Genomic DNA, 13,040 nt, shown 5'->3' with positions numbered 1-13,040 from the left:
GTGCCTTTTTCTTATCAACCAAATTGCTTATTTTATTCCGTTAATCCCTCTATTTCCATCGTCTCAATCGTTGCCGTTCCGTTATCAAGCACTTGCGCCTCTGCTTGGATTCCATCACCCTGCTGTAAGAAAATCGCTAATGGTACCTTGCTGGCGTTGACAGTATAAATCGTTGTATCGTCTTCGATTAAAAATTGTACAATCTGTCCTTGCTCGGTGGAATGAACCAACACACGGTTTATTGTGCCTGTCACTTCCTCTGTCTGTGTTTCACCTGTTGCCCCAGTGTTACCTGGATCTTGTAATAAGGCCATGCGATAGGCATCCAGTGTTTCATTAGCCGTATCGCCAAACACGACGAAATCCGAATCATTGGCTTTAATATAGGCATATTGCTTGTGTAAACCATTCGGATCTAATACATTCACGACCCACGTTGGATTCCCATCAATATTATACAAAACAGGCATATAGCCTTCCCATTTTTTCTCAGGAAATTCCTTGTTAACAATCTGTTTGGCCCCTTCACTGTCCATAATACCGTTATTCTTTTCTCCGCCATAATAGGTTAATTCACCGGTACGAGCATTGATTAACGTATAACCTAACGCCGAATCAATATTTTCCTTTGGTGACGTCATGTCGGTAAAATAATACATGTCTCCATTTTCATCAAACATCGGAGTAACACCAGATTCGGATCCGGACTGATTAGGAATCTTCACATCTCGCTTGCCAAACACACTATTTAACCAGCCATGTACGTATTTTCCGTAATAATCATTGGTTAAAGTAGCCATCTCGGAACTGACCGATCCCTCGATAAATGCTGGTGCCTCGTCTGTATCAAAGGATTGCATATCCCCAGTATCGGGATCAATGACCACCACTTTTAACTGATCCAAGTTCGGCTTATTGGTAATGTGCATCGGCTTATAAATGGTTTGCACATACCAAGGCTTGCCGTTATCGTCTACTTCAATCTGTGCCTCACCACTTTGAATATAATTAGGGTATTGATTGTAGATGACCCGCTTAACATATTTATGAAAATAGCTAGAATTAGTATAATTCATGGCATCTTCATGAAAATCAGGTTGGGCATTTACATTCGTAGCCGAAATCGTAAAATAACCAGGTGTTTCTTGACCTCTTAAAAACTTCCAAAAATCAGCAAACTCTACCGGTGCGACATACACAATCTCGTCGTCTACCTTTTGCACTTGCAGCTTACCAAGGTCATAAAATTGCGGGTTCGGTACCACACTCATCGCCTTCTGAATCTTATTCCGGGCAAACTCTGGTGCAACCGTGATAGGCGTTTCATCCTTGGTCAACGGCTCTGCCTCTTCTTCTTCACTCACGGAAATGGTCTGCTGGGCATTATCCAATGTGACAAAGCTAGTAATCACTACGACAATGATAGCAATAAGACCTAAAGCGGCTATACCCATTAATGGCATAAATACCTTTTTCTCTACAAGTTTACTTGGCTGTAGTAAAAATAAATAGAGCGGAATCAGGATAACCGCCACAATTATATTAATGGTTAACATGTTTGGAACCGTAATGGTCGGCATGGCAAAATAATTAATAATGACCATGATAATAAATCCAAAAATAAATATTCCTAAAGATACTTTGAAAACTTTCTTGGTCGAAAATGATGTCACAACAGTGGTGACGATCACACCTACCACATACAAGATTAAACTCATTAATGACGTTAACAGAACTCCCATTTTTTCTTCCTCCTTACTTACTCTACTATCATTTACGAACAAACAAGCAAAAAGGATTCATTTTGCATGCTACGATTTTTTACTGGAACCGACGTCCCCTTATTCCAATGACCAAGCGGTGAGTGCTAAAAACACCATGATTACTAGGGCATAACTGATGAAATAACCCCAAAATTGGCGGTGTAAGTATTGGTGAATCAATTGAATCGTCCGCTCCGATTGAAAGACCTGTAATTCACTGATCATTTTTTTAGAACGTCGATTCTGCATAAGATATTGAATGGTTTCCACTCCCAAGCGGAAGACCATATAGAAAAAGAGTACGATACCGCCATCATTAAGCTGCTCCCAAGGCCCGCCGATATTGGGGAGTCCATCTGGCCGTGTTTCCACCGCCGTAATTACTAGCACAAAAGGGGTGAGAAATAATATGAAGAAAAGCATCCAATTAATCAATCGTAACACACGGTGAAAAAAGTTGGGCGCCATTTCCAAACTTACGGCACCAAGCATTTTTGTCATTCTGGCATAATCGACTATTTTCCGGCTTTCTTCTACAGATTCACTAACATGACAGGACCAGTCTTCGGTATAGATATAGAATCGAGAGGTATAATGAAACTGAATATCATGTCGTTTCCATAACGGCTGGTTTGGTAACAGCTGCCGTACGTCTTCTACCTCCTGAAAGCCTTGATAAAATAATTGACCAGTCGTAATCAATTCCTCGCTTTCTTCTTGCAAATTTTTATTTTTCGTTGCAAAAAAACGATCCCGTCGATATGTTCGCGGCCCGCGATAGCCCCAGATAAGAGCCATGATATAGGTAGCCCAGATGGTAAGCTCTGTCGCTAACGGCATCACTCCGTCAAAAAACATTCCTGCTCCCCCTTCGTTAAACTGCTGATTGAATAAAATGTTGCTCAATTGCATTTGTTATGAAAGTGACTAGCTGCCAGCGTCTATCCCTTATAGAGTACGATAACATTTCTTATGGACAGTATTTCGCGATTCAGCGGTTTTTTGTCCATTAGATTCATTCTTACGGACAGTATTTTGCAATTCAGCGGTTTTTTGTCCGTTAGATTCATTCTTACGGACAGTATTTTGCAATTTAGCGGTTTTTGTCCATTAGATTCATTCTTACGGACAGTATTTTACAATTCAGCGGTTTTTGTCCGTTAGATTCATTCTTACGGACAGTATTTCACGATTCAGTGGTTTTTTGTCCGTTAGATTCATTCTTACGGACAGTATTTTGCAATTCAGCGTTTTTTTGTCCGTTAGATTCATTCTTACGGACAGTATTTCACGATTCAGTGGTTTTTTGTCCGTTAGATTCATTCTTACGGACAGTATTTTGCAATTCAGCGTTTTTTTGTCCGTTAGATTCATTCTTACGGACAGTATTTCGTAATCCGCTGGTTTTTTGTCCGTTAGAAGAACAGCCAAACTCTCTCTGCGTCTCTGAACAAAGTAAAACTAACAACCGATGAAACAAGAGAAAACCGTATCCATCTCAACAAGGGATACGGTTTTCTCGAACAGCTGTTATCTCTCAAAGTTAATCAGCTCTGTCTCCTCCATAAAAAGAGAAGCTTCTTTTGGCTTGGTTTCGGCAATCTTCACGCCATTACGATAAGAGGCAAGCACTTCTGCCTGTTTGCGAATCGCGTCATAAACATTGGTAGCATTAAGAATAATAAAATTGGCTGGTTTACCTGGCTCTATGCCATATTGGTCTTGGATATCCATGGTAACAGCGCTATTCTCTGTTATATAGTCAAACGATTGAATTATTTGTTGATACCCCATCAAGTGGGTCACATGGATCCCCATATGTAACACCTGCAACATATTACCGGTACCCAGTGGATACCAAGGATCGAAGATATCATCATGACCAAAGCTGACATTCAAACCGGCTTCGGTCAATTCCTTTACCCTTGTTACACCCCGTCGTTTTGGATAATCATCAAACCGCCCTTGCAAATGAATATTTACAAGCGGATTGGCAATAAAGTTGATTTGAGCCATCCCTAATAATTTCATCAATTTAGAGACATAGGCACCATTATAAGAGTGCATCGCTGTCGTATGACTGGCAGTTACCTTACTTCCCATATTCCGTTTATGGGCTTCTGCTGCAACCACTTCGACAAAACGAGACTGTTCATCATCGATCTCATCACAGTGAATGTCGACCAAGCGCTGATACTTCTCGGCTAAGTCAAAAGCGAGTTTCATCGATTCTACCCCATACTCACGCGTGAATTCAAAATGAGGGATTCCGCCAACCACATCTGCCCCCAGTTTCAAAGCCTCTTCAACCAATTCTGTCCCGTTCGGATAAGACAGGTAACCTTCTTGCGGAAAGGCAACCAACTGCAGGTCCACGTAATTCTTCATCTCTTCCTTTACCTCTAACAAGGCCTTCATTGCTGTAAGCGATGGATCACAAACATCAACATGAGTACGCACATGCTGAATGCCTTGAGCGATTTGCCATTTCAACGCCTTCGTTGCTCGTTGTTTGACATCCTCTATCGTTAAAGTCTTCTTACGCTCTGCCCAGGTAGATATCCCTTCAAAAAGGGTCCCACTTTCATTCCATTTCGGTTCGCCTGCCGTGAGCGTCGTATCCAAATGGACATGCGGTTCGATAAACGGAGCACTGACTAGCTTACCATTCAGATTAACCGCCCCTTCTACCTCGGTCGCTTCCACTATTTTTGTAAATCGACCATCCTCTACATGAATATTCCATAATCCCTCTTGTTTTGGTAAAGTCGCATTCATCAATATCATTTAAGATACCCCTTTTCCTATTTCCGTTTGCTTGTCTGTTTCTCCTAACTTATCGGCAGCTAGACGCAATCCTACATAAATGATAACCGCGCCAACAATACCATTCAATGGAGGTATACCTGGTAAGAACTGAGCCGAGGCAAAACCACCAACCCAAGCAATAACCGCCGGCCAACTGATCGTTTGAAACGTCATTTTATGAAAATCAGGATATTTCCTTTTACGAAGAATAAAGAAATCAGCTAATAGAATGGCCCCGATTGGCGGTAAGGCAGCCCCCAATAAGTTCAACCAGCCAACAAAATTATTGTACAGCCACATCGCAAAAATCGTACCAACAATTCCATTGAAAATAACCATTTTGCTTTTTTTAATCTTGGTAATATTGGAAAATCCTAATCCAGACGCGTAAAGGGCATTATCATTGGTCGTCCAAATGTTCAGCCCTAAGACAATCACGGCTGGCACAATTAAGCCTTGCACAAACATGACCTCTGAGATATCACCTAATCCAGTGGAAATAGATCCCACTGCCCCAAAAAGAAACATCAATGAATTTCCGATGAAAAAGGCAATTAGCGTCGTCCACACGGCCGTTTTTTTACGATTGGCAAAGCGAGTAAAGTCAGGTGTCAATGTCCCACCACTGGCAAAAGAACCTACACAAATCGTTAATGCTGCTGCTAGACTTAAGGTAGTTTCCGGCTGATAGTCGAACAAGGCAGAGATACCACCTAAATCGCTAATAGCAATACCAACAGACATACTTCCTAACACGGCAATAGCTGGAACAGCGACAAAGCTTAAGATCGCCAGCGCCTTCATGCCAAAAAAGGCAGAAGCCGTCATCACTACCCCAGAAATAAGCACAAGCGGCAACATATCTATCCCGGTAACCTTGTTAACCGGTACGGCAAACATGGCCAAACCAACACCAAACCAGCCTACTTGCGTTCCCCCTAATAAAAAAGAAACCAAGTAAGAACCCTTTTCGCCAAAGGCATAACGGGCCAATAAGTGTGTCGATAATCCTGTTTTAGCAGCCATATAGGCAAGTCCAGCTGTATAGCCACCAAGAATCAAATTACCAAGTAATACCATCCAAATAAACTGGGACATCGTCAATCCTAAACCTAATTCTCCACCCGACAACATACTTGCCGAGAAAAAGGTAAAACCCAACATGACAACAAACATTCGCCAAAATCCTTGCCTGTGTGCTGCTGGTACAGGCTGCAGTGAAAATTCTTTATCCATTTTTTATCCTCCTTGTCAGCTACTGGTACCAACGTCAGGCAGGATTTTTTATCATAAAAAAAGCTTCCTGCCCAACCGACAAGAAGCCTTCGATCAATAGACAGCACCTATCGTCTATTGTATCACACGTTGTCCTTGTCAGCCTCGCGGGACTGAATTAAAGGTACCAATATCAAATTAAAAATATTATCTCAATCAAGTCGGTTTTTGTCAATATCAATTTAATCAGGCATACATCTGTTTCAGCCATTCTTGCACCGACGTCTCTTCACGGATATTTTCTACTGCTTGTTGGGCAATAACTTTCCCTTGCTTCATGACCACTACTTCATCCAGAATAGCCTCTACTTCCAATAATTCATGTGTCGTAATTAACAAGCTTTGCTTCTCCAGATCAATAAATCGAATCAGTCCTTGCACGATTTTTTCTTTCACCATTGGATCCAGTCCTGCCAGAGGCTCATCCAACATAAATAACGGACAATTCCTGGCGAGGGTTACGGCCAATTTCACGCGCGCCGTTTGACCTTTTGACAGATAGGCCATCTTCTCCTGTCGTGGTATCGAGAAAAAATCGATGAGTTCTTCTGCTTTCTCGCGATGAAAATCAGCGAATTGCGACTGATAAAAATCCACTAGCTGTGTTACCGTAAAATAGTCATAAAAATAATCTTGATCAGAACTGAAGGAGAGTATTTCACTTCGGTCAGCCGGCAGATTTATTTCTCCTTTATCCGAACGCAATACTCCGGCGATCATTTCTAATATCGTTGTTTTTCCGCTGCCATTTTCACCTATTATTCCAATGATCTTGCCCGTTTCGATTTGAAAAGTGGCATCGGTTACTCGTCGCTTTTTTTGTAAATGTTGGATATTAATCATATTTCTCCTCCTGTTTAAGCCGGTCGATAATTTCCTGTTTATCAAATCCCAATGCCGCCATATCCTCAATAAAAGAGGTAACATATTGCTCTTTTAATTGTTCGCGAACAGCGGCGATATGTTTGCGATCTTCCGTTACAAACGTGCCTTGCCCTCGTTTGGTAACCGTGATCCCCCGTCCTTCTAGTTCACGATAGACACGCTGAATCGTATTGGGATTTACACCTGTTTCTAGCGCAAGCTCACGAACTGCTGGCAGCTTTTCCCCAGGTTGACGTTCCTCGCTGACAACCTCTTGAATGATTTGGTCGACAACTTGCAAATAGATGGGTTTATCCCGTTGAAATTGTGGTGGCATCCTTACACCTCTACCTTGCGTCTTAACACGATGACACTTACTTGGTAGATAAGAAAGTTTAAGCAGATGAACAAAAACACAGCAAGCAGAGAAATTTGTCCATCACCAAACAATGCATGCACCTCTGTAACATCAATCGTTAGAACCAACCAATTGCTCACTATTTCCATCAACCACTGCATTGCTTTTATAGCTCCTATAAAAAGGACGAAAAAAAGCAGAATATTTAGTAAAGTGAACAGGTTCTTTCTCCACCACTGATAGAGCACCCATGCCAGTAATATGAACACAGCACCCGCTAAAGAAACCGCCAATAAGTATATACCAACCATTCCTACTACCGAAAAAGTGTGAGATAGCGACTCATCCAAATGATTAGTGAAGAATAAAACAATTCCCATCAATCCAATACAAATATAGTACAACATGTAAAGCAGTAAACCATGCCCGAATTTAATCAAAACTTGTTTAGACAAATGTTTTTTCACAAATAAAAAAGAAGCAAGTTGATGCCTTTCCATATTTAAACTAAAAAGCACTACGACTGGTATGATCACAAAACTAAAGAGTGACATATCAACTAACATCATCCAATCCCAGTTACCTTGAGAAAGCAGGCTGGTCCACATAAGAAGAACCGCTAAACCAAACAATATGTGAAAACCACGCATCATTCTGATTTCCTTTTTCCATAAACCTTGATATACAGACAAATCATCACCTCTTTGTATTAGTGTACTAATCAAATAGTACACTAATACAAAGAAAATGTCTACCCCCACAACTAATATGCAGTGAGGAAAAATCTCCTCACTGCATAACGTTTTACTTTATTTTATTGATAACGTTCCACATCGGTTTGATCTAAAATCAAATCATTGAGCTTTTCATTTACGATGAATTGGAATCGCTGAAGTTGCTCTCGCTGTTGTGGGTTAGCGCTTTGCAAGACACGCTCAATTCTTTGGGCCAACGCCTCCAGCTCCACATGGGCACTCGTATATTCTTCATCCATGATAAAATTATTTCTATTAGACAGCTCTAATTGTTCTTCCGCCTGCTGCACCAACTGCTGGCCTTCTTCCAGCAAGCGATCAATGGAATCCCTTGTTGCCATCATGATCACCTCTGTTATAGTGTGAGGAATTCAGAAAAAATCATACACTTTTCGAGATTGATTTGTTAAACTAAGCAGGAGTAAATAGAGAGAGGAGTATCCTTGTTGCAATCTGTTATCCAATTTTCCCATCAATTATTAGCAGACACTCTAAAACCCGGAGATCTTGCCATTGATGCTACCTGCGGGAATGGTCATGACACCTTAAAATTAGCCCAATTTGTCGGAGAAAAAGGAAAGGTCTATGCCTTTGATATTCAGGAGCAGGCGATTGAAAACACGCGTTCATTAGTCTCAAACGCAAATATGAAACAAGTCGAGATCATCCATGACGGGCATCAGCATATCGAACAATATCTCGATCAACAACCGATTGCTGGGGCAATTTTTAACCTCGGTTATCTGCCAAAAGCCGATCATTCCATCACCACTTTGCCGAAAACCACGATCAGCGCCGTTGATACCATCTTATCTGTTTTAAAGCAAAATGGACGTGTTGTACTGGTTATTTATCACGGACACCCCGGTGGAGCAGACGAGCGAGATCAATTGCTTTCGTACTGCCAACAACTGGATCAAAAAAATTACCAAGTGTTGCAATATCAATTTATTAACCAGCGAAATCACCCGCCTTTTATTCTTGCGATTGAAAAAACAAGCACCAGCGCTTCTTAACACGCTGATGCTTGTTTACCCTTTACCCGCTAAACGATTGTACACCCGAATATTCCAGTGAAAGAACGACGATTTACGCCCGCTTGCCTGGATTAATCGTTTGACTAAGGCTTGATACTGACTCATTTTTTTCACTTTTGGATCGGCCAAATAAAGTCCAACCAGTCCTTGCTGTACCATCTCATGAAAGGTAGAGTCAGGTAATTCCTGCATCATCTGGTTGGTTTGTTCAACAAAATAGATCAATCGCTCCTCTAATTCTTGCTCATTGGCATAGTAGTTACAGAAATTGAGGTCACCTTCTTCTTGATCTTCTTGTTGATCAATAAAATAATCGAGCATAATATGTAAACCTTGTAAAAATGGGAAATAGCTCGAAAAAATACGCTCAGATAATTCTTTCGTTAACTCATTAGTCAATCCATATGCCATCATACAAAAAATACCTAATGTCGAACCTGTACAGGCTGAGAATTCATACCAAGTCAACATGGGCCATTTTTCTTGATATTCTCCAAACCATTTTTCCAAACGTGGAATTCGCTCACTATGCGTGACATGTTTGTGTACCTGTAAGTCACTATACATCCCTTCCAATTCCAGTACATGGTGTTGAAACAAGCGGTAATTAGGGATATAACGTACAACAGCTTGACAGGTTAACACCAAATCCTTCAGATAATCTGCATCCTCCTGCTCCATTCGATAGTGGTAATAGTTCTGTACCTTGTTATCTGGAGAAAGTGCGTCTTCCATGGATTGATGCAACATACGAAAATCAGTAGGATCCAAGGAGGTACTGCGGTCACACAGATTGTCCAAATAATCACTGATCGTTTGATAGGCGACAATAAATCGAATCGCTTCCTGCCAATATTCGCCCGCTAGCATACTATAAACACTGCCGCCCTGGCAATGAAATTTCTTATCACGAATGCTCGCTAATGCTTGCGTGCGTAATTCTGGGTCAGGTATCTGACTTGCTCTTTCTTTCCAGTAAGCTAATTGATTATTTACTTCAGGAAAAACTTTTCGATAAACATTTTTCATTAATAAAGTAGCGCTTGCTGGGACTTTAACGGACACTTTGTTTCCCTCACTTTTTGCATAATTACACGCTTAAATATGATATCATATAAATAGGACTAGCTATATAGGAGGTTAACACAAATGAACTATCAATATAAAGGAAAATGGCCTGTAATCGATAAAACAGTTTTTGTAGCACCGGATGCGGTGATAACAGGGGATGTAGAAATTGGTGCACACAGTAGTGTATGGTTCCAGGCGGTGATTAGAGGCGATGTCGCCCCAGTTCGTATTGGCAGCTATAGCAATATTCAGGATTTGTCTTTATTGCACCAGAGCCCTGATCTTCCCTTGATCGTGGAAGATCATGTAACCATTGGACATCAAGTAACGTTACATTCCGCTATTATTCGGGAAAAGGCCTTAATCGGTATGGGATCCATTATTTTAGATGGAGCAGAGATCGGTGAAGAAGCCTTTATCGGCGCAGGTAGTCTCGTACCACCTGGAAAGAAAATTCCACCTCGCACACTTGCTTTTGGCAGTCCGGCCAAGGTAGTGCGTGATTTAACTGAGGAAGATATAGCAGAGATGAAACGGATTCAAGCCGAATATGCAGAAAAAGCGCAAGAATACAAAAAGACTATCGAGCAGACAGATTGATAAAAAAGGTTGTGACGGCGTTTATTCTAACGCTGCGTCACAACCTTTTTTTATCTTATCGAGATAAGGCAGCTTGAAGCGCCTTTACTTTGTCTGTTTTTTCCCAAGGGAAGTCTCCATCTGTACGCCCAAAATGACCGTAGGCAGCTGTGTTGCGATAAATCGGTCTGCGCAAATCCAGCATCTTAATAATACCTGCTGGACGCAAATCAAAATGCTCGCGCACGGCAGCAACCAAAGCTTCCTCCGAATAGTCACTCGTGCCAAACGTATCAATCGAAATCGAAACTGGCTGGGCTACTCCAATGGCGTAGGCAAATTGCACTTCGCACGTTTCTGCTAAACCAGCCGCTACAATATTCTTGGCCACATAACGCGCCGCATATGCCGCCGATCGATCGACTTTGGTGGCATCTTTTCCACTGAACGCTCCGCCACCATGACGGGCATAACCACCATATGTATCGACAATAATTTTACGCCCTGTTAGACCTGCATCCCCTTGAGGTCCACCAATCACAAAACGACCGGTTGGATTAATAAAATATTTTGTCTGATCATCCAATAATTCCTTGGGCACAACCGGTTGAATGACGTGTGCCTTTATATCAGCTTGCACCTGCTCCAAAGTAATATCTTGATGATGCTGAGTGGAAACAACAATCGTATCAATCCGTTTTGGCTGGTTATTCTCGTCGTATTCCACGGTGACTTGTGTTTTTCCGTCTGGACGCAAATAAGCTAATGTCTTATCTTTGCGCACATCTGCTAAACGCTTAGCCAAACGATGTGCCATACTAATCGGTAATGGCATATATTCCGATGTTTCATTACTGGCATAGCCGAACATCAAGCCTTGATCTCCCGCACCAATTGCTTCAATTTCATCTTCTGTCATCTTGCCTTCCCGAGCTTCTAACGCCTTGTCCACACCTCCAGCAATATCTGGAGATTGCTCATCAATTGCAGTTAACACACCGCAAGTTTCTGCGTCAAAACCATATTTTGCCCGCGTATAGCCAATATCTTTAATGGTATCCCGCACAATTTTGGGAATATCCACATAGGTTGTTGTGGAGATTTCACCTGAAACCAAGACCAAACCGGTAGTAACGGTTGTTTCACAAGCTACCCTGGCATTGGGATCACTTTTAAGTATCTCATCCAAGATAGAATCGGAAATCTGGTCACATATCTTATCCGGATGTCCTTCTGTTACCGATTCTGATGTAAATAAACGTCGATTTTTCGTCATCTTTCTAGCATCCTCCCTATGATCAATCACTAAGACTTTCCTGTACTATCTATATGTAAAAGTCTGCTTTATGGATTTTATGAATAAACCTATACCTTTCACTATACAACGTTTTAGCAAAAAATGCACGAAACAATTAACGAAAGCCAATGGGATGAAGCTCATTAAGTCGTCCATTTTTTATGTGAGGCGTTCGATCATTTGCATGGGCTGAGCAAGTGCTCTGGGAGGACGTCACGGATTATCTGACTAGTTTCCAACAAAAAAATGAGGACCTTATCCAGCTTAATGGATGGTCCATACTAAAAAAATGGTTATACAAGCCAAGAAAGGATAACTCTCTTGATACAATAGGATTTGGAAAGAATTTAAATGAATCGCAGTGCCGTGAAATAGCCCAGTCATTATTCTGAGAGTTTGTATGCATAACAACGCTCCGGCCAAGCCCTTCGCTAAAGCTTGTCTCGCGGTATAGAAAACTCGATAAGAACATTCTTTGCTCGCATCGCTTGTTGATTTATGCCCTAGTAGGTACAAGCGGAACTATTTCCGCAGCACACTTCCTAGCACTGACAAACCGTCAGGAATAGATGGACCTGCTACTTCACATCATTCATCTTATCAGGAGTATAATATCTAGCCTAGTTTAGCGATAAAGAACCGGACGGGTTGCAGCCTTTTTTTAATCAGAACAACCCGTGCATAACGCTTCTTTTTATGATAGATGATGCTCAATATACGCTAAGCTATGGGTCAGTACATCATCTTTCATAATAAAACTATACTGAGGATTATCTTTAACCTTGGAAGGAATCGTCGGTAACAACACAGGTCCGTTTGTCTCAAAATAAGTGGATTGTACATCCAGTCGATCGATCCGGGCAAAATAAATATTTTTTGCTAGCTTTTCTTTTTTTCCCGACACATAATATTGACCGATTAATTGAATATCTTGTACTTGTCCGCCAGTCTCTTCTCTAACCTCCCTAATAGCAGCCTGCTGCGGAGATTCGCCTGACTCCACCTTTCCACCTGGAAATTCTAATCCTCGATCCTTATGTTTGGTGAGCAGCCATTGATCCTGATAACGACAAATCACCCATACATGTCTTGGATTTGACTCGAATCGTTGTTGCTTATCCAAAGAAAGTTGCACCTTATTGTGATAATAATCATAAAAAGTTTTCATATCTCTATACTACCTTTTTCTTTCGACAAATGCGAATGTTTACAAACGATAATAAGGTTTACTAT

Annotated in this window: 14 protein-coding genes; 2 read left to right on the top strand and 12 right to left on the bottom strand. The window is 41.3% G+C overall.

Annotated elements, in window-relative coordinates; translation table 11 throughout:
- Positions 1–32: 32 nt before the first annotated feature.
- The 9 genes from E0E32_RS10900 to E0E32_RS10865 all read right to left on the bottom strand — a co-directional run bounded on the left by E0E32_RS10900 (position 33) and on the right by E0E32_RS10865 (position 8,164).
- Positions 33–1,742, bottom strand: coding sequence for a DNA-binding protein (locus tag E0E32_RS10900; protein ID WP_130859764.1), 1,710 nt, complete (start codon positions 1,740–1,742; stop codon positions 33–35).
- 99 nt (positions 1,743–1,841) lie between these two features.
- Positions 1,842–2,621: a hypothetical protein gene (locus E0E32_RS10895; protein WP_130859763.1), complete on the bottom strand. Its 780-nt coding sequence runs from the start codon at positions 2,619–2,621 to the stop codon at positions 1,842–1,844.
- A 285-nt stretch (positions 2,622–2,906) separates the two neighbouring features.
- Positions 2,907–3,194, bottom strand: a complete 288-nt coding sequence (locus tag E0E32_RS22230; RefSeq protein ID WP_165445017.1) for a hypothetical protein — start codon at positions 3,192–3,194, stop codon at positions 2,907–2,909.
- 99 nt (positions 3,195–3,293) lie between these two features.
- Positions 3,294–4,550, bottom strand: coding sequence for a cytosine deaminase (gene codA, locus E0E32_RS10890; protein ID WP_066192649.1), 1,257 nt, complete (start codon positions 4,548–4,550; stop codon positions 3,294–3,296).
- Complete coding sequence (codB, locus tag E0E32_RS10885; RefSeq protein ID WP_066192647.1) at positions 4,551–5,807, bottom strand: cytosine permease; 1,257 nt, start codon at positions 5,805–5,807, stop codon at positions 4,551–4,553.
- A 225-nt stretch (positions 5,808–6,032) separates the two neighbouring features.
- On the bottom strand, positions 6,033–6,689 hold the full coding sequence (locus E0E32_RS10880; RefSeq protein ID WP_066192645.1) for an ATP-binding cassette domain-containing protein: 657 nt from the start codon (positions 6,687–6,689) through the stop codon (positions 6,033–6,035).
- Positions 6,682–7,047 carry a GntR family transcriptional regulator gene (locus E0E32_RS10875; RefSeq protein WP_066192643.1) on the bottom strand — a complete coding sequence of 122 codons (366 nt, stop codon included), beginning with the start codon at positions 7,045–7,047 and terminating at the stop codon, positions 6,682–6,684. The genes E0E32_RS10880 and E0E32_RS10875 overlap by 8 nt, the downstream gene beginning before the upstream one ends.
- Before the next feature lie 2 nt (positions 7,048–7,049).
- Positions 7,050–7,760 (bottom strand): hypothetical protein, encoded by a 711-nt coding sequence (locus E0E32_RS10870; protein WP_130859762.1) that lies wholly within the window; start codon positions 7,758–7,760, stop codon positions 7,050–7,052.
- 122 nt (positions 7,761–7,882) lie between these two features.
- Complete coding sequence (locus E0E32_RS10865; protein ID WP_066192638.1) at positions 7,883–8,164, bottom strand: DUF2524 family protein; 282 nt, start codon at positions 8,162–8,164, stop codon at positions 7,883–7,885.
- 105 nt (positions 8,165–8,269) lie between these two features.
- Here E0E32_RS10865 and mnmM point away from each other — a divergent pair, with 105 nt between their 5' ends.
- Positions 8,270–8,839 (top strand): tRNA 5-(aminomethyl)-2-thiouridylate-methyltransferase MnmM, encoded by a 570-nt coding sequence (gene mnmM / locus E0E32_RS10860; RefSeq protein ID WP_066192636.1) that lies wholly within the window; start codon positions 8,270–8,272, stop codon positions 8,837–8,839.
- Between the two features lie 15 nt (positions 8,840–8,854).
- On the opposite strand, the gene E0E32_RS10855 is transcribed toward mnmM, so the two are convergent.
- Complete coding sequence (locus tag E0E32_RS10855) at positions 8,855–9,925, bottom strand: tetraprenyl-beta-curcumene synthase family protein (protein WP_286171879.1); 1,071 nt, start codon at positions 9,923–9,925, stop codon at positions 8,855–8,857.
- An 84-nt stretch (positions 9,926–10,009) separates the two neighbouring features.
- Here E0E32_RS10855 and E0E32_RS10850 point away from each other — a divergent pair, with 84 nt between their 5' ends.
- Complete coding sequence (locus E0E32_RS10850; RefSeq protein WP_066192635.1) at positions 10,010–10,531, top strand: gamma carbonic anhydrase; 522 nt, start codon at positions 10,010–10,012, stop codon at positions 10,529–10,531.
- Between the two features lie 55 nt (positions 10,532–10,586).
- Here E0E32_RS10850 and metK read toward each other — a convergent pair whose 3' ends face one another.
- The gene (gene metK / locus E0E32_RS10845) at positions 10,587–11,786 is read right to left on the bottom strand and encodes a methionine adenosyltransferase (RefSeq protein WP_066192633.1); all 1,200 of its coding nucleotides are present in this window, start codon (positions 11,784–11,786) and stop codon (positions 10,587–10,589) included.
- A gap of 715 nt (positions 11,787–12,501) precedes the next feature.
- A complete protein-coding gene (gene ytkD, locus E0E32_RS10840) occupies positions 12,502–12,975 on the bottom strand; it encodes an RNA deprotection pyrophosphohydrolase (protein ID WP_130859761.1) in 474 nt (157 codons plus the stop codon).
- Positions 12,976–13,040 lie beyond the last annotated feature (65 nt).

This window comes from Gracilibacillus phocaeensis, from assembly GCF_900626275.1.
Classification (GTDB): Bacteria; Bacillota; Bacilli; order Bacillales; family Amphibacillaceae; genus Gracilibacillus; species Gracilibacillus timonensis.
This window is presented reverse-complemented; position numbering and strand designations above follow the sequence as displayed.

What these genes read in the sequence shown, in the direction of transcription:
- codB (WP_066192647.1), bottom strand. Translation starts at nt 5,807, where the DNA reads ATGGATAAAGAATTTTCACTGCAGCCTGTACCAGCAGCACACAGGCAA.
- E0E32_RS10880 (WP_066192645.1), bottom strand. Translation starts at nt 6,689, where the DNA reads ATGATTAATATCCAACATTTACAAAAAAAGCGACGAGTAACCGATGCC.
- E0E32_RS10900 (WP_130859764.1), bottom strand. Translation starts at nt 1,742, where the DNA reads ATGGGAGTTCTGTTAACGTCATTAATGAGTTTAATCTTGTATGTGGTA.
- E0E32_RS10865 (WP_066192638.1), bottom strand. Translation starts at nt 8,164, where the DNA reads ATGGCAACAAGGGATTCCATTGATCGCTTGCTGGAAGAAGGCCAGCAG.
- codA (WP_066192649.1), bottom strand. Translation starts at nt 4,550, where the DNA reads ATGATATTGATGAATGCGACTTTACCAAAACAAGAGGGATTATGGAAT.
- E0E32_RS10875 (WP_066192643.1), bottom strand. Translation starts at nt 7,047, where the DNA reads ATGCCACCACAATTTCAACGGGATAAACCCATCTATTTGCAAGTTGTC.
- E0E32_RS10850 (WP_066192635.1), top strand. Translation starts at nt 10,010, where the DNA reads ATGAACTATCAATATAAAGGAAAATGGCCTGTAATCGATAAAACAGTT.
- E0E32_RS10895 (WP_130859763.1), bottom strand. Translation starts at nt 2,621, where the DNA reads ATGTTTTTTGACGGAGTGATGCCGTTAGCGACAGAGCTTACCATCTGG.
- ytkD (WP_130859761.1), bottom strand. Translation starts at nt 12,975, where the DNA reads ATGAAAACTTTTTATGATTATTATCACAATAAGGTGCAACTTTCTTTG.
- metK (WP_066192633.1), bottom strand. Translation starts at nt 11,786, where the DNA reads ATGACGAAAAATCGACGTTTATTTACATCAGAATCGGTAACAGAAGGA.